The sequence below is a fragment of the Terriglobus roseus genome, assembly GCF_900105625.1.
In the GTDB taxonomy this organism is placed as follows: Bacteria; Acidobacteriota; Terriglobia; order Terriglobales; family Acidobacteriaceae; genus Terriglobus; species Terriglobus roseus_B.
On record NZ_FNSD01000001.1, the window covers coordinates 1,173,083 to 1,192,558 of the forward strand.

Annotated in this window: 12 protein-coding genes; 6 read left to right on the forward strand and 6 right to left on the reverse strand. The window is 55.0% G+C overall.

Translation table 11 applies throughout. From position 1 onward, the window contains the following. Nucleotides 1-1,909: 1,909 nt before the first annotated feature. From BLW03_RS04605 to BLW03_RS04615, 3 genes are all read left to right on the forward strand, one after another. Nucleotides 1,910-2,317, forward strand: coding sequence for a response regulator (locus BLW03_RS04605; RefSeq protein WP_074655777.1), 408 nt, complete (start codon nt 1,910-1,912; stop codon nt 2,315-2,317). A gap of 358 nt (nt 2,318-2,675) precedes the next feature. Beyond that, a complete protein-coding gene (locus BLW03_RS04610) occupies nt 2,676-2,927 on the forward strand; it encodes a hypothetical protein (RefSeq protein ID WP_074652556.1) in 252 nt (83 codons plus the stop codon). A gap of 515 nt (nt 2,928-3,442) precedes the next feature. Beyond that, on the forward strand, nt 3,443-5,896 hold the full coding sequence (locus tag BLW03_RS04615; RefSeq protein WP_083350327.1) for an EAL domain-containing protein: 2,454 nt from the start codon (nt 3,443-3,445) through the stop codon (nt 5,894-5,896). A 542-nt stretch (nt 5,897-6,438) separates the two neighbouring features. On the opposite strand, the gene BLW03_RS04620 is transcribed toward BLW03_RS04615, so the two are convergent. Then, a complete protein-coding gene (locus BLW03_RS04620; RefSeq protein ID WP_074652558.1) occupies nt 6,439-7,683 on the reverse strand; it encodes a GGDEF domain-containing protein in 1,245 nt (414 codons plus the stop codon). Nucleotides 7,684-8,131: 448 nt separating this feature from the next. Beyond that, nucleotides 8,132-8,659 carry a hypothetical protein gene (locus BLW03_RS04625; protein ID WP_074652559.1) on the reverse strand — a complete coding sequence of 176 codons (528 nt, stop codon included), beginning with the start codon at nt 8,657-8,659 and terminating at the stop codon, nt 8,132-8,134. A gap of 1,069 nt (nt 8,660-9,728) precedes the next feature. Between BLW03_RS04625 and BLW03_RS04635 the strand changes: the two genes are divergently transcribed. Further along, on the forward strand, nt 9,729-11,417 hold the full coding sequence (locus BLW03_RS04635) for a putative bifunctional diguanylate cyclase/phosphodiesterase (protein ID WP_083350328.1): 1,689 nt from the start codon (nt 9,729-9,731) through the stop codon (nt 11,415-11,417). 477 nt (nt 11,418-11,894) lie between these two features. Here the strand turns inward: BLW03_RS04635 and BLW03_RS04640 are convergent, their stop codons facing one another. From BLW03_RS04640 to BLW03_RS04650, 3 genes are all read right to left on the reverse strand, one after another. Next, nucleotides 11,895-12,389: a response regulator gene (locus tag BLW03_RS04640; protein WP_074652562.1), complete on the reverse strand. Its 495-nt coding sequence runs from the start codon at nt 12,387-12,389 to the stop codon at nt 11,895-11,897. Nucleotides 12,390-12,642: 253 nt separating this feature from the next. Further along, nucleotides 12,643-13,383 carry a Crp/Fnr family transcriptional regulator gene (locus BLW03_RS04645; RefSeq protein WP_074652563.1) on the reverse strand — a complete coding sequence of 247 codons (741 nt, stop codon included), beginning with the start codon at nt 13,381-13,383 and terminating at the stop codon, nt 12,643-12,645. A gap of 901 nt (nt 13,384-14,284) precedes the next feature. After that, nucleotides 14,285-14,539 carry a hypothetical protein gene (locus BLW03_RS04650; RefSeq protein WP_074652564.1) on the reverse strand — a complete coding sequence of 85 codons (255 nt, stop codon included), beginning with the start codon at nt 14,537-14,539 and terminating at the stop codon, nt 14,285-14,287. 2,987 nt (nt 14,540-17,526) lie between these two features. On the opposite strand from BLW03_RS04650, the gene BLW03_RS04655 reads away from it, so the two are divergent. Beyond that, nucleotides 17,527-18,240 carry a PAS domain-containing protein gene (locus BLW03_RS04655; protein ID WP_074652565.1) on the forward strand — a complete coding sequence of 238 codons (714 nt, stop codon included), beginning with the start codon at nt 17,527-17,529 and terminating at the stop codon, nt 18,238-18,240. Between the two features lie 32 nt (nt 18,241-18,272). Here BLW03_RS04655 and BLW03_RS04660 read toward each other — a convergent pair whose 3' ends face one another. Then, nucleotides 18,273-18,542, reverse strand: coding sequence for a hypothetical protein (locus tag BLW03_RS04660; protein ID WP_074652566.1), 270 nt, complete (start codon nt 18,540-18,542; stop codon nt 18,273-18,275). 78 nt (nt 18,543-18,620) lie between these two features. Between BLW03_RS04660 and BLW03_RS04665 the strand changes: the two genes are divergently transcribed. Next, on the forward strand, nt 18,621-18,920 hold the full coding sequence (locus BLW03_RS04665) for a hypothetical protein (RefSeq protein WP_074652567.1): 300 nt from the start codon (nt 18,621-18,623) through the stop codon (nt 18,918-18,920). The last annotated feature ends 556 nt before the right edge of the window (nt 18,921-19,476 follow it).

Genomic DNA, 19,476 nt, shown 5'->3' on the forward strand with positions numbered 1-19,476 from the left:
CGAGAAGGTAGGTGCAGAAGTAAATGAAGAAGGGTCCCAGCTATCCATTGCGTATGCCGCCAAGCATGCGAGAAAGCCTAAATGCACTGGCCTTAGCTGAGGGTTCGAGCCTTAACCACCTGATCTGCATAGCGATTGCGGAAAAGCTTGCGCGTGTTCAGCATGCGGCGTGGCACGGCGAGGAGAGGCGCAAGTTGAATCAAACGTTCCGAAATTCCAGGCAAGAAAGCACGTAAAGAACGACGGAACTTCGAGACTTCACCACCCGTGTCGGCTGCAGGTCTTAGATTTGGTCCGAGCATTCAGCACAAGATGCCAAATGAGCGATCAGTGCAGCCCACTCGGGAGAAGGTAAGGAAGGGCCTGCTTGGATCGAGGCTCGTTTCAGCCAGATCTGTCGAAGCAAGTCACCCTGAGGGCACAGTCCCTGAAGTTGCTTCATGGCCAGTCGGATGCGCCACCCATCGAAGAAGTCACCCGAATCTTCATTCTGCGGTGTGGGGTGATCCTCGCGGTTTGAAGCATTTTCTGAATAGTATTCGCTTCCTTATCAGTCGGCGGTCTAGCCCAAGGGCATTCGTTCCAATCGATTGAACGTGCGCCCACCGATGCATTGGCTGCCGAATGGCATCCAGTGCGTGATGAGCATCCATAACACCACGATACTGCGCTGACATCGCATTGGAGATCATGATGTCATCCTAGCGCTGAAATAGTCGCATCTGCTCAATACAATCCCGCTAAAGCTCATTTGAAGACTCCGGGCCAATGCACTCGAAGTCCATCTTTGAGTTCTAAACGTTAGGGGCCGAGAGGAAGTTTTTTGCTACCGGATGTTTGTGGGCCGTTTTCAAAGTCTGATTCTAAGCGGTCCGAAAGATCGTGATCTCCTTCCGTTCAGCAATGGGCATCGCGTTAACGAGCCTGCCTGGTTGGGCAAGATCACGTCATCGCAGACCGCGCTGACTCTCGGCGAGTTTTCTGGAAGTCCGAACCTAGCTAGACGATGTCCAGTCGGAGCGATTCAGCTGAGCGTATTCCTCTTCCTTTGGTCCCCAAATCTCTTCACAATGCCGTACGCAGCCCATTTCCAACTCTTTTTTCCTGCCAAGTCAAGGTAGATCACCAGCGCGCTCAAAAAGCTTCTCTAGCTTGACTGGGGCCCGAAGCGTGAACTCTTGCAGGTCGGCACACCAGTCAGATTGGTCAAAACGGATGAACCAGTCTTCCGCCTGCCGCAAAAATCGCATGTGCACACGATGCTGCATCGCTGTTTTGAGCCTCCCGCCAGCGCCCTGCCCTTCTCGGCCCCGTTGCGCGGGCCCCGAGTACTATTTCGCCATTGCCCGATATTGCCGTTCGTTGAGGAAGATGATGGTCCCGGCATGGCAGAGTGTCGCCGCGTACTTAGCCATGTTGACGTTTGACCGCCCGAGCCATCTGGATGATGACCACTAGGCATTCGTCGCTGGTGCCTGCACTGACCACGAGCTGAGCGGACTATCCTGTGTATCAGCATTGCAAAAGCAATGCGTCCACGCCTCGTTCGCCCTTCCCATGATGTAGGCGTAGACGGCATGACATGCCTGGCTAGGATCTGGCCAGCAGGCTCGACAGAGCCGTAAACGTGACATTTCAAGGCTGTCGTCGAGCCAAGTCCCGCACGCAGCGCAGTACTCACCGGCGCAGGTCGCGGACCAACGGGCAAGGTCTTCTCCCAGGTGGACATACGTCAGTTCATTCCGAGACGCCATGACTGCAAGTTAATCGAACAGCAGGCGAAAATAATCCATAGAGTGGTGTTGCCGTTGCTCTGGCAAGTGACGGAAATCACAGACAGTTAATCTCGGGCGTCGGAACCTTAACGAAGTAGGAGAGTTAAGCCGAAGCAGAAACGGATGTGGCTCAAGTGGATAACGCCCGCAAACGAGTATTCGTCGTAGATGATGAGCCGTTGATAGCTTCGACGCTGGCCGCCATTCTCGAAATGAAGGGCTTCACAGCCTCTGCGTTCACCAATCCATTTGAAGCTCTTGCATGTGCCTATCTTCTGAGTCCAGATCTACTGGTGTCCGATATCGTGATGCCGGGCCTTTCAGGCACAGAGTTGGCTCGCGACCTAAGGGGTCGCTGTCCCACTTGCAAAGTGCTGCTTATTACAGGCCAAGCCGGTTCAGCAAGCTTTCTTTACGCAATGGAGAGCCATAGAGAGCAATATCCCGTGCTTGCCAAACCTCTGCAGCCCAAGGAGCTTCTTCACGCGATAAGACATTATGGATTTTTTCTGCAAGATTGGGCGGGACCGGGCGTGCATTAGACCGCCCAAGCCAGACCATCCTTCTGACAGCCACACCGCGTTTGTAGGTTTGAATGCCAGCGTGAAACCCAGAGATCAGCTCCAAACGGAACCGTCAGGTCCGGCGGATCGGCGCAGTAGTATTGATTCACAAAACGGTCGGAAGGTCGCGGTCAGCAGAACACATCGCGATTTGGACATTCCAAAGCGGGTTATTGAGCAGAGTCGCACACTCGGCGCAGTGTCCTCCAGAACAGGCCGTGGGGATGTTTCCACCCATATGCAAGTCTTCAATCTCAGTAAGGCTGCGCGAAGTCATAGCGACGTATTCCACCGAGGAGGGAGTGCGCGTCCAACGGGAGTCAGCTAGTCTTCACAAATGCCAGGCGGAACCCTCCACGCGAAGCGCATCGATCACAACAACTCTGAGGTCTTCCTGCAGAGTGATGGTGAGCGGAGCTCACTGCAGGTGGTCAAAACGACAGAACTCCTACTTGCGGCGGCCCGACACAGTTCGGCGGTGTCCTTCGATGTCTTTTATGGATCGCTTGCTAGCATTGGCTCCTACGTGGCGCTCACCACCTCAGAGACGGATGCGATCGCTGAGGATCTGAGTCTGAGTTTCGCCTAAGACCGATCTTCCAAAAATAAAGCTGATGGATAAGGGTTTACGATCGATAAACACTCCGTCCGAACGTCTCTGCTCCGATGAATGCCATCGGTAAGCTGGTGTTCATCAAGGGCGACAAAATCTTGCCAATGGTGCGGACGAGCGAAGCGCTTAGGAGGATGTGCTTGCTCTCATCCACATAAGCGCACCTTATGGAATTCGACGCAACCTGCTACTTGACGGATCAATTAGCAACTGCCCAACACTTCTCGAGCGGCAGCGATGCGGAACGAGTGTCTGTTCTTCAATCCAATCTGCTAGCGTCTACTTTCGCGAATGGGCTGACATTTGAACGCTCGCCCATAAAGGACCTGATCCGCAGTTGCTCCCGCTACCTTTAAGCGTCGCCAAAGTCCTGAGATCTTAGTTCACAGGAAGTTCGGCCCATCGAAAACCAGCACGCAGTCTGCTTCATTAGCGAACCTTCTCGAATACGACCACAGGCGATCCCAACCAATTGCGCCTAGACTATCCGAATGCAAACCGCTCTTGCCTTGCTCGAACAGCGCGCTCACGCAGGGACTTGGAGCCTCGATATTTCGACGGGGAAGTTGTGGTGGTCCGAGGGAGTACATCGCATCTGTGGAACAGATCCCAAGAGCTACAGTCCGCAGCTTAAACGTGCCCTAGGGATGTTCGACTCAGCGTCCCGATTGGTCTTGCAGAACGCAGTGGATGAGGCAACGCCGGATCACAAGGACTTTGGGGTGCGGGTCCGGCTCCATCGCAGAGATGGAGAGAGCGTCTCGATATTTGCAGCTGCAAGACCGATCTTCCGAGATGGCATTCTGACGAGCCTCTCCGGCGTCTTGTATGACCTCGACGCCATAGCCCGCGAACGTTCCGCGGCACTCGAAAGCGAAGAGCGCTTTAAAATGTTATTTCGCGACAGTCCGAGTGGGCTGATCCTCGCGTCAATCAACAAACAGATCATTCTTGTGAATCCTGCTCTTTGCAGTCTGCTCTGTTTTGAGGAAGCTGAGCTTCTCCAGAAAACGACAACAGCGATCACACATCCAGATGATTTAGACAAGACAGAGGATGCCGTTCGACGTCTTTGGACTGGTCAAGTAAACAATCTTTCTTTCGAAAAGCGCTATTTGAGGAGCGATGGCAGACCGGTCTGGACGCGAGTAAGCCTAAGCCTTTTGAGGGATGCTGAAAGAAGACCGATCCACTACATCGGACAATGTCTGGACATCAGCGAAAGTAAAGAACGAGAGGACGAACTCTTTGAAGCGAAGGAACTTGCTCAGATCACGCTGTCTTCGATCGCTGACGGAGTTATCCGCACCGATAAAAACGGCATAGTCACGCTCTGCAACGACGCGGCGCTGAGAATGCTCGGATATGACAGCAGCGCGATCCTGGGTCGACCCTTTTGGGACGTCATTGTATTGCATAAACCAAGAGGAGAAGACCTGCTAGACGATCCGGTGACGGAAGCGCTGAATACGGGGATCGCAATCAAGATCCCAGCATTCGCTCGACTGCGAACTGCCAGTGGGAATATGCGGCCGATCTTTGATTCAACGGCTCCCGTGCGCAGCAGTTCGTCCGAGATCGTAGGCGCCGTTTTCGTCTTCCAGGATGCGGCCGATAATCTTCAGATGGCAGAGCGCCTCACTTACCAAGCCACTCATGATGCCTTGACAGGCCTACCCAATCGGCAGGCAGCGGAAGAACAGATCAAGCGCGTCATCACTCTTGCCAAAACAGCACCGGGGCTTTGTGAACACTTCTTGTTCTACATGGACCTTGATCACTTCAAAGTAATCAACGACACCTGCGGCCATCCTGCCGGAGATCAGGTGCTTCGTGAGGTCTCCGAATTGATAGCGGAACGACTCAGAGAGTCCGATTTCCTTGCACGCTTCGGCGGCGATGAATTCGTGCTCATTCTCTCCAGCGTTTCTCAAGAAAGTGCCGCCGCGTTGGCTCGGCGCCTCACAGAAGAGATCAGCAGGTACCGCTTCGTCAGTAGTTCAAGAAGCTACAGTCTGAGCATCAGTATCGGTATCGCCCAGCTTGGCGTAGCTGAAGAGGATGTCCAGGACGTTCTCGCCCAGGCTGACACTGCATGCTATGCGTCGAAGCGATCTGGACGAGGAACATATCAATTCTTTGCCTTCGATGACGTGCTTATCTCTGAGACTCACGTCGACCTGGGCTGGTTCCAACGTATACGGCGAGCGCTTAGCCCCGAATCTGCGCCAGACTCGGAACGATTAGAGCTCTACTTCCAAGCCATCGTCGACGGAGACGGGAAACAGCTGGGGTCCGAAGCCCTCATTCGATTCATTACTAATGAACACAAAGTGATCTCTCCCCAAGAGTTTCTACCCACTGCTGAAAGGATGGGCTTAATGGGATCCTTAGATCGTTGGGTCTGCAAGCACGCTATGCACATCCTGGCTCTGATGGAAGCGGATCCGGCGGTAAGCAACCAGATTGGCGGCTTCATTTCCGTCAATGTCAGCGCCACCACGTTGAGCACTCCGTCTTTCTGCGAAGACCTGCTTCTCATGCTCAACGCCAGACCAACGCTCGGAGGTCGATTGAGAATTGAGATCACGGAGTCAGAGCGGGGTCGTTGGGGTGCAGATGAGCTTCAACTGTTGCAACGACTGCGTAAAGTCGGTGTTTTCGTAATTCTCGATGACTTCGGCTCCGGCTACAACTCCTTCCACTTCCTTAAACTGCTGCAGGTCGACGGGCTCAAGCTTGATAAGACGGTTGTTAATGGCTTGCGCATCGGACCCATCGATCGCAATCTAGCCGCGGCGGCCATTGCGATCGCTAAAGAGTTACAAATAATTGTCACTGCGGAAGGAGTGGAGGACGAAGAGACTATGCAGCGTCTTGTCGCTCTCGGCGTGGATCACTTCCAGGGATACTTTTTTGATCGCCCGCATATCTTGCGGCGATGAGATCAAGAATAGCGATTCAACTTCTCGTGACCGGAATGGCTGGGCTAGGCGTCTCTTGCTAAGTTGATGGCTTATGCCTACCCGATTGTTGCACGATCAAAAGTTGGGACCGCAAGAAAGCTTGGTCTCAATCATTACGCTCGTTCTCATGAGCATGCCCATCTTCGCAACTACAAGCTGGACAACATCGGGCTCGATCGCACCTCCCCGGAAGAGATGCTAAGAGATCCTGGAGCAAAACCTGTCTGAGCTTTAACGGTCTCGCTCTGGCTTTGGTTTGGAAATGATGGTCGAGGGCGTCGACGACAATAAGCAACGTCGACTGCTCATCAACCATGGATTCGATTAGGCGCAGGGACACACACTTCGGCGCTACTGTGATTGCTGCGCATGCGTCCAGCTGGAACGCTGACCGCCCCTCAAGATATAGAGGGCACCACGGCCTCATGCGGGTCATTTCTGATATCGAATGCGTTTCGTCTTGCTGTCGAGCTGGACCTTACCCAAAACCCCTCCAAACGGCTTCCATATTCATCCAGGCTTTACACCAGCTCTTCAGAGGCCGTGTTTGGACTGAACGCACGCCACTCACGCACAAGGTTCCGGCCGTCACGCTTCGCGCGATACAGAGCCGCGTCGGCCGCACCCAGGAGTGCGGATGCCTCAGGGATGAGGGCGGGGATGCCCGCCGAGACGCCACAGGAGATGGTGGCCCGCAAACCGTGTAGGTCTGGGTCGCCTGTACGCACGGCCGGAAGCCCTGCCAGTTCGACAAGGCCGCGGAGACGTTCGGCGACTCGCAACGCTAACTGCATTGAGGTGTTTGGCAAGACAACCACGAATTCCTCGCCTCCATAGCGGGCGATGAAGTCATCTTCACCGCGTAAGGCCTCAGCCATCAGACGCGCCACGCGCTTGAGCACCCTGTCTCCGTAGAGATGGCCGTAGCGATCGTTCAGCCCTTTAAAGTCGTCGATATCTGCCATGACAATTGAGCACTCTTCGGTTGATAGCTCGGGTCTAGACCACAAGTCAGTCAGGTGAGCGTCAAAGGAAGATCGATTTGCCAGACCTGTCAGACCATCGGTAGAGGCGGCTTGAGCAAGGCGCTGGTTGGATTGCGCGAGATCGCCGGCGAGCCTATCTTTCTGCGCAAATTTCAAAAAGGCCAACCGTGCCTCCCTGTCCTGACCATAGTTTGAAATGACAGTAAGGAAACCGGCGCCCAATATCAGCGCTACCCGGTACATTTCAAACGCCCGGCTGCTTTGAGGCTCCAAACCGATCAGCACACACTCCACACTGATCGCCCAGGCAAATGCGGCCACTGCGAAGGAGGGCCGCACCCTCATCACCGTATTGACAAAAATCAGCACGACGAGTACGGCGACGTGCGCCGTGTACTCACCGCTGTCCGGATGATGAAGGCGGGGAAAGATCTCGAGCGATCCTGCAGCGACTGACACGATCAGGAGGGTAGTTTCACGGAACCACAGGGGCAAGCGAGACCGGAGCACATAGGTGAAGATAAAGAGCAGCGGTAACACGAACTCAAAACGCAGCTGAGTTGCTAACCTAATTCTTTCCGGCGCGGCTAGCTGAGTGATGATTGCAAATGCTACGTAAAGCACGGTGCTTATGGAACTCTCGAGCCACTGCCGTCTGCTGCGGAAGGCCCCCAAATCTCGTCTGAACTCCTGCTCGAGTGCTTCTGAGAACACCGGTTTGAAGAAGTGCAGACCAGAAAATCGTTGGATCAGGACGCGAAGCCGTTCTTCTTTTGTCACAACGTCACCCGGGAACCATCCCCTACAGCTAATCTTTAAGCCAACTCAGGCGGACTTCAATACCACCAAAGACGTGGTCGATCAAATGAGGGAATGCTACGTGATGTTGTACCTCGGCGTACTTGTTTTGACGCGGCCCTACATGAGTTGGCAGCTAGGAAGCGGGTGACCCGATAAGAACGACAAGTTCTATCTCCAGCTCCAGATCTGGCGAAGGAGCCTTCACCGCCTTTCTTGACGACGGGATGCGTGCGCGCATCCGCAAATGGCGTTTTCGAGAAAGCTCCTCAACGGAGAGGTGGGCGAGACTCCGGTTGTATCCGTGGTCAGTCGCTGATGGGGAGGCTGCTCAAGCACGGTGACGAAAACAACTCTCCGAATCCGCGATGTTCTGGAGCATTCCATCGACCTATTGGGGACGTTCCTGCGGATAGTTCCGTCGCGATGACTAGGATCCCGCCACCCCGTTGAAGCTCGCACCGGCCGCCGCTGAAGACGCGCCGACCTCTTCCTCACGAGCTATCGTCGGCCCATAGAAGAATGGAGCGATAGCATCGAACTCGACCCTAGAAAGGATCACAGTTTTGCCTACGCTGTCTTGTATCGTTTTCCGTATGGAGGCGCAGATCAAAAGCTGCCGTTCACCCACGACACGCGTGAGGGCGTGCCACTTGTTACTGGCCACCGCGAGCACGCGCGCTTCGTTCTCAGTCCGTACAAGATTTTTTCTCCATGGCGAGAGAAGAGACCGTTGGTACTGAAAGCTTCGTATCAGGGCCTTCTGCTGCTGCTCGCGTTGCTGCGCAACCTGCAACTCAACTTCTTCGCAAGCCATGAGGACAGCGGCACTGTCATACCGATGCCATAAGTCGCCCACGCTCAATCCTCCATCCGTGGAAATTTTACCCGAGAGTGTGCCGGTCTTCTCGTCTGTGCACAAACGTGCGTCGCCAAGTTGCGCAAAATGAATGCCCATATTGATAGGGCGGATTCGATAGCTTGTCCTCGACAAGTGGTCCAAATTTTTCTGAACCGTTTTAGAGAATTCCAGCTGCCGTTACCCATGCCGCCAGGCGTGCGCAAAAGGCTTAAGACTTTGGCCTCAGCCGAGGGCTAAGGCACAGATAACTTCCATGCACCGCTGGTGCCGCTTGTGTCGAAGGTTTCTTGGAACCGCTATCCCTAGTGCGCGCAAACTTCTGGAGACCGGCAGCACGTCAGCTTAAGCAAGGGTCTGGACCGCGACCTGCAAGTGCAAGTCTTGCCGAGCCCGACGGGACAGGTTTTCCTTTCATCCCAAGGGGCTGGAGGTCCCCCGCTCTTTCGCTCGAACGCTTCCGCACCTAAGAGAGTGCCAGGACTGACTCGAAGCAGCAGATATCGCTTTTGCTTCTCCGCCTTGCCGGCGATATGGATGACGCTCGGATCGAACTTGCTCTCCAAGGCGCAATCCCAGTGCTTCGAAACGTGCCTTCACTTTCGAGGAGGATCGTGTACCTATCGGCGCGCCATACCGATCTGTCCCGGCGCAATTTGCATATCGAGCCGGGTAGCACTGCTCGCCTCTGGTAGAAGCACGCTGAAAAGGATGGCTTTGTGCCGCTTAGACTTTCGGTCTGCGTTCAGCATGCCACTGTGGAGAATCCGCGCCCTTCGAGCGTACTTCCCTTCCGCAACCGGTCGCGAACCTCTGCGAGGGATGGACTCCGTGTCCACGGCAAGCTGTCGCCCATTTCCGAAGGTTCCATCCAGTCGCCGAGGGAGAGAATGGCGATTGCACACCCGTTGACCACGCACGCACTGCGGAAAGCGAAGAAAAAGACATCGATTACGAACAAATCGGCCCTATAGGCCACCTCGGACAGAAACCAGTAGCCAAGACTGCCCATAAGGCCGCGCTCACTCAGCACGATTAGCATGCTTCATTCCGTTCACGGCCGCGAGCTGAACGAAATGTGCTCTGAGCGACGGACTTAGTGGTTAGAGTCACGTACGCTTTGCCGTGCAGTCGGATCGCTCTGTGAAGCCTTCCGGGAAGGAAATGCGTGCCTCCTTCGCAAGACGAATTACGTCACCAAGCTTTGATTTTCGCAGCAGTCCAGACTATAGGTGATGGCCTGATCCTCGTGGATCGGGAGAACAGAATTATCTATATCAATCCTGCGGCCGAGCGGTTAACGGGTTGGTTTTTACAAGACGCTTCAGGAAAGCCTCTTGGGGTCGTCTTCCGAATCATCAACGCTATCACGAAAGAGCCCGATTGGAATCCGGTTCTGCCAACTATGGAGGACGACCAGCAGTACCTGCTGCTACCAAACAGCTTACTTCTGAGGAAAGATGGCACCGAGGTCGTAGTGGAGGATTCGGTCAACCCAATTCATGACGCGGCAGGTGAAGTCATCGGTGCCACCATTGTTTTCAGGGATGTCGAGAAAAACCGGGCGATCCTTCTGCAGGTGTTGGCTCGTGCTCAGCGCGATCCCCTGACCAATCTTCCGAACCGAGCCTTCTTCGAAGAAACCTTAAACAAGTTGGATCCCAAGGAGGACCACTACGCACTCCTGTACTTGGACCTAGACAACTTCAAAGCCGTCAACGACACGTGGGGTCATCTCACGGGCGACGTGATCTTAGGTGTGCTCGCGCGGCGACTGCGCGAAACTGCTCCAACCACCAGTACGGTCTGTCGTTGGGGCGGGGATGAATTCGCCGTGCTCCTCCGCAATATTCGAAACTCCGAAGAAGCCAACGGAGTACTCGTTGCATTGCAAGCTGCGTTAGCTGAGCCCATCGCTCTGCAGGCCGCCACCATTCGGATAAATGTCAGCATCGGCGTTGCGTTAAGCTCCAAAGGATCGGTCGCCGGCCTCTTGGGCGTCGCCGACCATGCCATGTATCACGCTAAACGGGCCGACAAGGAGAGAGCAGCAAGGAGCGACATTTCAGGATCACCAGCGTTTCGCCGGAACTTTGTGCACCCCCCGCCGACTCCATCAACCTTCACAGAAACTGACATGATCTTGCATTTTCAACCGATCGTCGATCTTGCAACCGGCAGAATCACCGGCGCCGAGGCGCTTGCGCGCACGCGTGACACAGCGACCCTGCCTGCGGATTTAATTACGAACGCGGAGCGCAACGGAACGATCATCGGTTTGGGCCAAGCGGTTCTACGGGGTGGTTTGAGGCAGCAGGCAGAGTGGCGAAAGGCAGGTCACGAGGATCTCTGCATGAGTGTTAATGTTTCCGCCATTGAACTACTTAATCCTTCTTGTCTACATCATCTCGACCGGATTCTGGAGGAAGAGTCGTATATCCCCGGGCGAGTGATCATCGAGCTGACGGAATCGTCCTCCCTACATACAGAACAGCAAAGTTCGCTGATCAAAGCGATGGCGAGAAGAGACCTGCAAATCGCCATCGACGATTTTGGTGTCGGCTATTCCAACCTGAACTATTTACGTCGCCTGCCAATCAGCATCCTCAAGATTGATCGCGACTTCCTTCGGGAAATGCCTGACTCGGATCAGGATGCCAGCCTCGTCAGGGCAATGATCGCGCTTGCACGCAGCCTGAAGCGCTCGGTGATTGCTGAAGGGGTCGAAACAGAGGCCCAGCGAAAGCTCTTACAAGAGATGCGCTGTGCTAAAGGTCAAGGTTTCCTCTTTAGTCCAGCTGTGCCGCCCGATCGATTCTTGACTCTTCTACGGTCACCGCCGCAGACGCAGACATAGACTCATGCTCGCGGTGGATATTTCCGCACGATGTTCCGAACAGTAAATCCCAACGGCTGTCTTGTCTATGATGAGCAGTCCACAGCGTCGACAAACTTTCGCACGTTAGCACCTAATCCTCTGCTTGCGCGGAACTCACAGATCGCTTCCGTAACGCTTCACAACAAACAAGTTGGGTCAGACTTACCTCACATCGCGCACGGGGCTGTTTGAAACAGCAACAACGAGCGTACCGTTGGCGTCTTGAAAGTAAAGACCTGCTTGTCCGCACGATTGCTGAGCGAATGCACAATGCACCGCCGGTGCCTAGACTCTTTCGCTGTGGTTGACGAAAGACTCTAGAGGAGCAGGTCCACATATGACTTCGCAGGGTGAAGTCGAGCACCACCAGCCTTACGCTGTGAGGTGTTAAAAGGGGCACCCAAGAGGAAGCATTCAAGGAGTAAAACCTGATAGAGGCCTCTCCTGGAGTGATGCTTAGGTTCGACGCGCGTGCTCCACGTTCAGAATGCGGGACCTTCTTTTAGCAACACATCCCATGAGGACGAATTGCAGATCTCTGGCCTCGATAGGGTAGGTCAGGAACGCATCTGCAACACCGAATGGTTCACCAGAACGTTCGCCAACCTCGAAGGGGAAGGCCGTGTGAAAGACCACAGCGGTTAGGTCGAGATTCGGATCTTTCCGGATCTCCGCGCACACATTTCCTCCACCGATATCCGGCATCCGGAGATCCAGGAGCACGACGTCTGGAGACAGCTTCCGAGCCATTTGAAGACCGTCCGCCCCAGTCAGAGTATAAGTCGCCTCATAGGTGTCTCCAGCAAGCATCTTCATCAAGAGAAGGCAATGAGATTCGTTATCGTTGACAACTAGAACCGTTTGTTTCCGCATAGGGCACCGTGTGATAAGCGTTATGATGCCAGGCAACACCCTCAATGAGTAAGAGATCCGGATCAGTTCAGATCGCATCCTCCGTCCCTAAGTGATATATGTCTCCTTCGGACGCGACCGGAACATAATCGGCATTGGCTGGGTCGGTGTACTGTGGCGAAAGCAATTGTGGCTGAAAATTCGATTGGTGACTGTGCGCTACCGTTCCGTTCATTAAAAACGGCCGTGCCGTATACTTAAACGCTTCCGTCGCGAAAGCCGTACCGTTCTCTCCCTCGGCCTCCGATTTTGGAGTCACGGCGGGATGCTTTGAGCGAAATAGCCTCTAGCCTCATCCTGAGTAGCCGCGCACAAGCCCGCCAGGGACAGTGGGGGGGCTAAGATAGAGATCCCTCTGGTAGCGCCGAAGAGACGGATAGCAGTCGCACGCCGCGCTCTCGAGCTTTGCGCGATCGAGGATACGCACCTGACCATATCGATACTCGATTAAGCCTGCTCTTTGCAAGGTGCCTGCACTGATGGTTACCGATGATCGCCGCGCTCCCAGCATCTCCGCCAGGAACTCCTGCGTAAGGACCAGATCATTTCCGTCGATACGATCCGCCACCATGAGCAGCCAGCGTGCCAGTCGCTCTTCGATCTCGTGGAGCCGATTACAAGCAGAGAGTTGGCTTAATGAGAAGCCTTCGTACTGAACCTGCTCCAAGATGCGCGTGTGCAACTCGGCGTTCAAGCGGTATTCGGCGACCAATTCGCGATATGGCATACGCAAGCCGGTACCAGCAATCTGCATAAAGCAGGTCGTGGCTTGGGGCTGGCTGCCGAGTAGAGCCATCGCTCCGGGAAGAGACTCTCGTCCGAGCAGGCCTACTTCCACGCCGATGCCTTCATTCATCTCCGTCACAACTGAAGCGATGCCGGAGGTGATGAAATAGGCGTACCTCGGCTCGACTCCTGGAGAGTAGATGCTGGTCCGGAGAGGAAGAGGAACACTCTCCAGCCTGGATGCTATGCGCTTGCGAGTTTCGGCGGAAAGTGCGTCCAAAAGTCGATTCGAAACAGGAGCAGCCATGGATTCCTCGCGGCAAGGGTTCGCAAGGGAAATCCGCTTTGGCTGCGGGGAAAATTGCGTGGAGTGCCATTTGTATATCTACGCTAACTGTAGAACGGCAATCGTTCGCTGGCGTACAATCTGCCAGATTGAGCACCCTATTTAGCGGATTTCTAAGACTCGGACCAATCGCTAGTAGCGCGCGGTTTCCCGCTTTGTGCTGAATTGCCTCACTTACGATAGCGCTGTTGCACAGACCATGACAAACTCGGAAAGGACTGGCCCCGCTCGTTCCCATTGCCAACGCGCAGCGTTCTTTAGTCAAAGCCAACAGGAGGCTCTTCGGCCCTCTCCTGCGCTGCAATTGGAGATTCTCTTGAATGCGACATTGATCCAAATGCCAGACGAAGTGCCGACGCGCCTTGGCTCAGGTTGAAGGCGGTGTCTCAATCGGCGAGCAATAGGAGATCCTCAACGCACGCGCTGAAATCAGGTACGAGTGCCTTGATGAGGTCTTGCAACACTCGAGATGTTTCGGAATTTCATCAGAGGATAAGTCTACGGTCGCAGACCGGTGTCTTAATGACCTCGGCATAGGGGATCTCAATTCGTGGCGGCACTTCCCGCGCTTGAGAGCAAACATCTGCGTAATATCTGGGCGCATCTATGTAGGCTAACAGCCGCTCCCTCTCACGCCTTTTTCCACCTTCGCCCAAACGACACTTGGATGAACCGGTTCTTGTGTGTAGCATTGTGAATTCGCCGGCACCGCCGCGGTTGCCCCACTAAAAAGCTTACGTGGCTGTCAGGTCTCTTCTGTCCCACGCTGGCGCCTCATTGTTGTAGCTGCCCCTCCGTGTATCGAGCCAAGGCGAATCGGACAGAGGTGAAGTCAAGACCTGTGGTGGGTGTGGACGCTGGATTAAAGCATTCGAAGAATTTTTCGCGCCTGAGTAGCCGTTACGTCGAACTGCCATCCACGGGTATCACGCACCGTGCTGACAAAAAAATGCGCGAAGTCCGGGCGACGGATGGCCATGAACACTCGCTTGATGAGGGCTTCCGTTCCGTTCGACAGTTTGCCGATAAGAGTGGGTCGCATTTTCCCTGCACGGTAGACATGAAGAATGAATTCGTCGGACTGGCCTGGACGTTTATCGATTGTCAGCAGTTGCATCTCCTAAGCCTAGCACTTTGACGTGCCGCTTTAGGAATCTCGCGACTTACCAACAGCGGATCAAAGGTGCGCGGCTTCCTGATCGCTGACTGCGGCGTTAGCTTGCTTTCCCGCGATGAGCGGCGTGAGGAATGCGTCCGCAAGTTCATCTTCAAGTGCGACTCAGCACCTCCGCAAGCTCGACGCTGGTGACACGCCCCGTCGGGTCATAGGACTTCTTAGCTTGTGGTGCTTGAGTGGAGAGTTTAAGCGCGCAATGCACGCCGTCAATGCGGTCTAGGATCATCAAAGTCTCTTTGCCATCAAGGCGGAGCTTAGCGCTGCTCGGTACCTCACGACGGAAACGCACCTAAGGAGCCGGTGTGAATGCCGCGGTTCTTCCTTCGAGTTGTTGCTCGCGCGCTTGGCCTGTGTGCCGCACCCCTAAGCTGGCATGGTTATCGTTTGTCCACTCGAGAACTTGCTTCTGCAGCAATTGCTTAGAGGAAAGCGGGGCTCGGTTCCGGCTACGTAATATGCGCTTGATACCTGCTTTGCAAGTCGGCGGATCAGGACGCTCCATGCCTACGCTCTCAACAAGTTCTCAGCGCCAATCAGAACGTGCACGAACTCTGGGTAGATGGAGACGGTACACCCGTTGTGCACGACAGCCGATGAGCACGCCTGCGATAAACTGCCCGATCGCAGACAGGATGACATCCGCCGCAAGCGCGTCGTCGATCCCAGCTTGCTGCCGATGCGTTCGGCATTTACGTCAACACTAGAAGTGGCATGCGCATTAGAATCCCACTTCTCATAATCGCCTGGAGCGGTCTCGAAGCGCGGCGTACGTCGGTGGGCAAGTAGTTTTCTTTGCGTCGAAGAACGCTCTATCGATCAGCCGGCGTCCTTGCAACAGAGGCGACAGACCCTGGTTGCGGCCACAGGGATGACCCTTCAGAGAAGCGTAGGCTACGGCTCGTCTCGACGCATCGATCTTTACGGCGGGCATGGCCGCAGTACATCGCTATAAGCAGCTGCTAATGACCAGCGGCCCGCTGCGATCTGCATCTGAGTGGCGTGAGGTCTCGGTAGGCGGCGTGCGCCATTAGCCCAATGCCAATCATGCTGAGCACCACGAGCGGGAACCCCACGACCTTTAGCTCGGTGCGGAGCCAAATAGCCGCACTACAGCTCAGAGCTAGCATGAGCCCCGATTCTCGCTCTCGCTGGTAATGACGCCTTTTCCGCACGGTTCGAATTATTCGCCGTTTTTGCTCTGCCCGACAATAACAATCTTCGGTCATTCTGAGCTGCCAGCACCATGCGCATATTGCCTTCGAAGACCGCTTACGCACAACTACGACCAGCCTCTGCACAGCACGACCTGAAGCGCACTCGAGCAGCAGGCAAGACACCGCAGATCCGATTCCTCATCAAACGGGAACCGCTAGACTTCGCAGCAAATTGACAGCAACTCCAGACCGTACGAGTCGTGTGGAGTCGATTCCTATCTAAGGTGGCCACTTTGGTGCTTGTAGCTCTGACCGGAACTAGAGAGGCGCGCTGACAATGGGGCGCGCTGGTTGGCAGAGCTGAGCCTTCGCCTCGCGTCTTAGCCGCCTAAAGTCTGCAATGCCAACTTGCGGAAACTCTTAAAATAATCCAGTCGTTGCGGACTGCAGAACGAGGTTCGGACCTCTCGGAGGTTCCGGAGGCGTCTGCGTTGCCCATAAGACGATTGGTAGAGCCTTGGGTCGCCTTGGGGAAGGCGACCCGACTTTTACCCCTCACGTCTCGACTGCCGATGGTTTACATCGTATAGGGCGCGGCGCTTTACCTCCAGTGATGGCAGCAGCCCGAGTGACCTTCGCACTCATTGCCAGCAAGTCGCTCGTGCGATTTGGGAGGACCATACGACCAGTACTACGTGTTCGTGGATCCGTTACGCTTTCGAAAATTATTTCGCCTCCAGGGGTGGACAAAGCCGTTGAGCTGATGATCCTCCAAGTGATCGACCAGGGACAGTCCAAACATTTCGTCATCCGACGCTTGCAAGTTTTCCCAAGCGATCAAACCCGAGAATTCACAGATAAATAAGCGATCGCCGGGGTGAAGGCACTGCACCAAGCAATTAAAGATATCGTTGGACGAGTGCTCTCGACTCGAAACGATCCAAGCTGCCTCAAGAATGTTGACTGCGTTGATACTCAGTAGCTCGGCGTGCAGTGCAGAATACTCATGTGCTTGCGGTGCTGATAATTGACAGGTAATTAGGAATGCCACTCGACCGCCCTCCGGTGTGGGGCTAGCCAGTCTACCTTAAGACAGGATTAAGCCGCTCGATCCCTGCAACCGCTGTGCTTCGCTTTTGCCCGTCGACTGGAGTCAGAGACTGAGCTCGGCAGCAGAACGAGACCGCGTGAGCACGGTTGATGTCGGCTGTGGCCTTCATGTTAGCCACCCTCGAAACTCTTCCAATAGCGCCAACGGTCGCGTGTTGCAAAACACCGATAGGCTTTCAAAGCCACCAAAGCGTATGCAGACCGGGAAGAAGCCTGACAGAGCCCTGCTCGGCTTGGGACCGGCGACCCGGTCTCTTGAGCTGGAGCTGTCCGGCGGCTGCCCTTCCGTGGCTCTTATGAGATGGCGACGTGACCACTGTTTTGGAGGTCGAGCAGAACGCATGGCCCTAGCACGATACGCCAGACAGGCCTTCAGCATCTTCGTCAAATCGCGACTGCGCGGTTCCCTCTGTGATGGACGGTCACCGAACACTCGCTGCCCTTATGGTTGAGCCCAAGGCACGCGACAACCGTATCGGACCACCATATCTGGCGACTCCTTCCGATGACTTTGAGGCGCTGGTCAGGCAGGGTTCGGACCAGAGCGTACACATGCCAGTGGCGCTATTCCTTGTAATCTGCGTAAAACGACGCTCGCGAGTCGTTCATCCGCCTGCTACATTGACCTTCCGATACGAATCGCACTCTGGATAAGAGATCTCGATGGATAAGACCTTAGCACTGCTGCAAAGCCTCGCCCCCTCTTTGTGCGAAAGTCTAGAGTCACTCTCGCGGGCTGAGGGTTCCTCGATAGATGAACTTCTCGTCATGGCCGTGGCTGAGAAGGTTGCGCGCTCTGAACACTCGGTCTGGTTGACGGAGCGGCGATCTATGGCTTCCCCGATAACAGCTTCACCTGAAGACGCTCCACGACCAGACCGACGCAAGAACAGCGTTTCGCTTCCGAAGCGCGATAACTGCGCGTCGGAATCGTCGAAGAAGATGGAGGATCCGGAACGCCAGAGGCTTGCCGATCTCTTCGAGAGTGCTCCGGTGTTCCTCGCGATACTGCATGGCCCAGATCACGTATTTGAATTGGTGAATCAGGCTTATCGTGAACTCCTAGGCAATCGCGCACTGATAGGCAAACGCGTGGTAGACGGTGTACCTGAACTGGCCGGTACTCCCTGCATGGAGCGGCTTGACCGAGTGTATGTGAGTGGGGAACCGTTGGTAGAGCGCGGCACTCGCTTCTCATTTGTTCCCACGCCGGGACAATCACCCGCAGATAAGTACATCGATTACGCTTACAGGCCTCGGAGGGCATCCGATGGTTCTATCACTGGGATCCTTGTGCTGGGAGTGGACACAAGTTTGATCCATCAACTCGCAGAGGGGAAGATGTCGGAAGTGGTTGCCATCGAATCGTTGGGTTGAACTCGCAGAAGAGGGGTTTTGCCGCGAACCTGCTATTGCAGGACCGGGAGGAAGCCCAAGCTACGCGCATCTTTATCTGAGATCAGGCGGTGTACGATCTCACCAGCCTCGATGAGAATCAAAATGTCATCAGTGGCATCTTCCGTCAGGAAGGCTCTCAGGCGCTTCCGCAGGCAGGTCGGAGAATTCAAAGTGAAGGGTTTCGCGCATTTAAACGTGATTTCTACGAGTGTAGTACAGCTCACGCGCGCGTAGATATCCTCCCCGTGAACGGGGAAGATGCTCAGAAGATGGTTTTTCAACGGGTCAAATCCTTTTGCGTGGGAGCTTGATTTGCTCGCTACTGGACAGATATTGAGACGAATTCCGTAAATAGAACGTTGTCCGACCGCCGCCATAAGCTAGCTCAATCCACACGGCGATCTGCAAAACCGACTGGCAGTCGCCCAGCCATCCACGCTTCGCCTCCAAGTGACCGCAATCTTGCCTGGATCGACTGGCATGCCGGCGCATGGTGGTCCTGCTATGCAAACTACGACAACAAGGGCGGTGACCCCACACGCGATCACACCGCAACCACGCTGGTGAAATACGACGCGCACTTCGTCGAACAGGGTTCATGGCTATTCCCTGAAGACGTGCTCACAAAGTTCGGACACGTGAGCGCTTCCAGCGGTTGATGGGGCCACGATGTCCTCTTGTACGTCACCGGTCACGACCTGCCAGAGAGGTACGCGCTGCGCCTGCCAGTTGCGGGTGCTCGGCTGGAATACTTGAGCACGATCGTGCTTCCAACGAGCTGGCAGACCTTTGATCGGGATATGGCAGAGCCGAGCCATCTCTGGACCATGAGCGTATAGATTCCGCCTAGCCGAGAGTAAGATCCCAGCAAATGTTTCACGCCCGCGTTGATGCCTAGATCGATGCCACCCATATCGGACGGGTGTCGCGAAAGAGGCCCTTATCTTGTTCTTCATCTTGGGATGTCAGGCTCGTTACGGTTTAACGCTTCGCTGGGATCATCGGTGGTTCGCTTGGCACGCGGGAAAATTTCGCGTGTGGTTCGCGGGCCTCCATCCCTGTCTGTTACATCGGCAAGATCGCGCCCACGGAGAGCGCCTTTTCCCATCGCTTACGAGAGCCGCCTTATCAGGACTTATCGCACTACCTGACGACCGGAACGCAATTCAGGCTCGAACGACTCCGACGACTCCTGTGGGCGCGACTCAGCTGTGG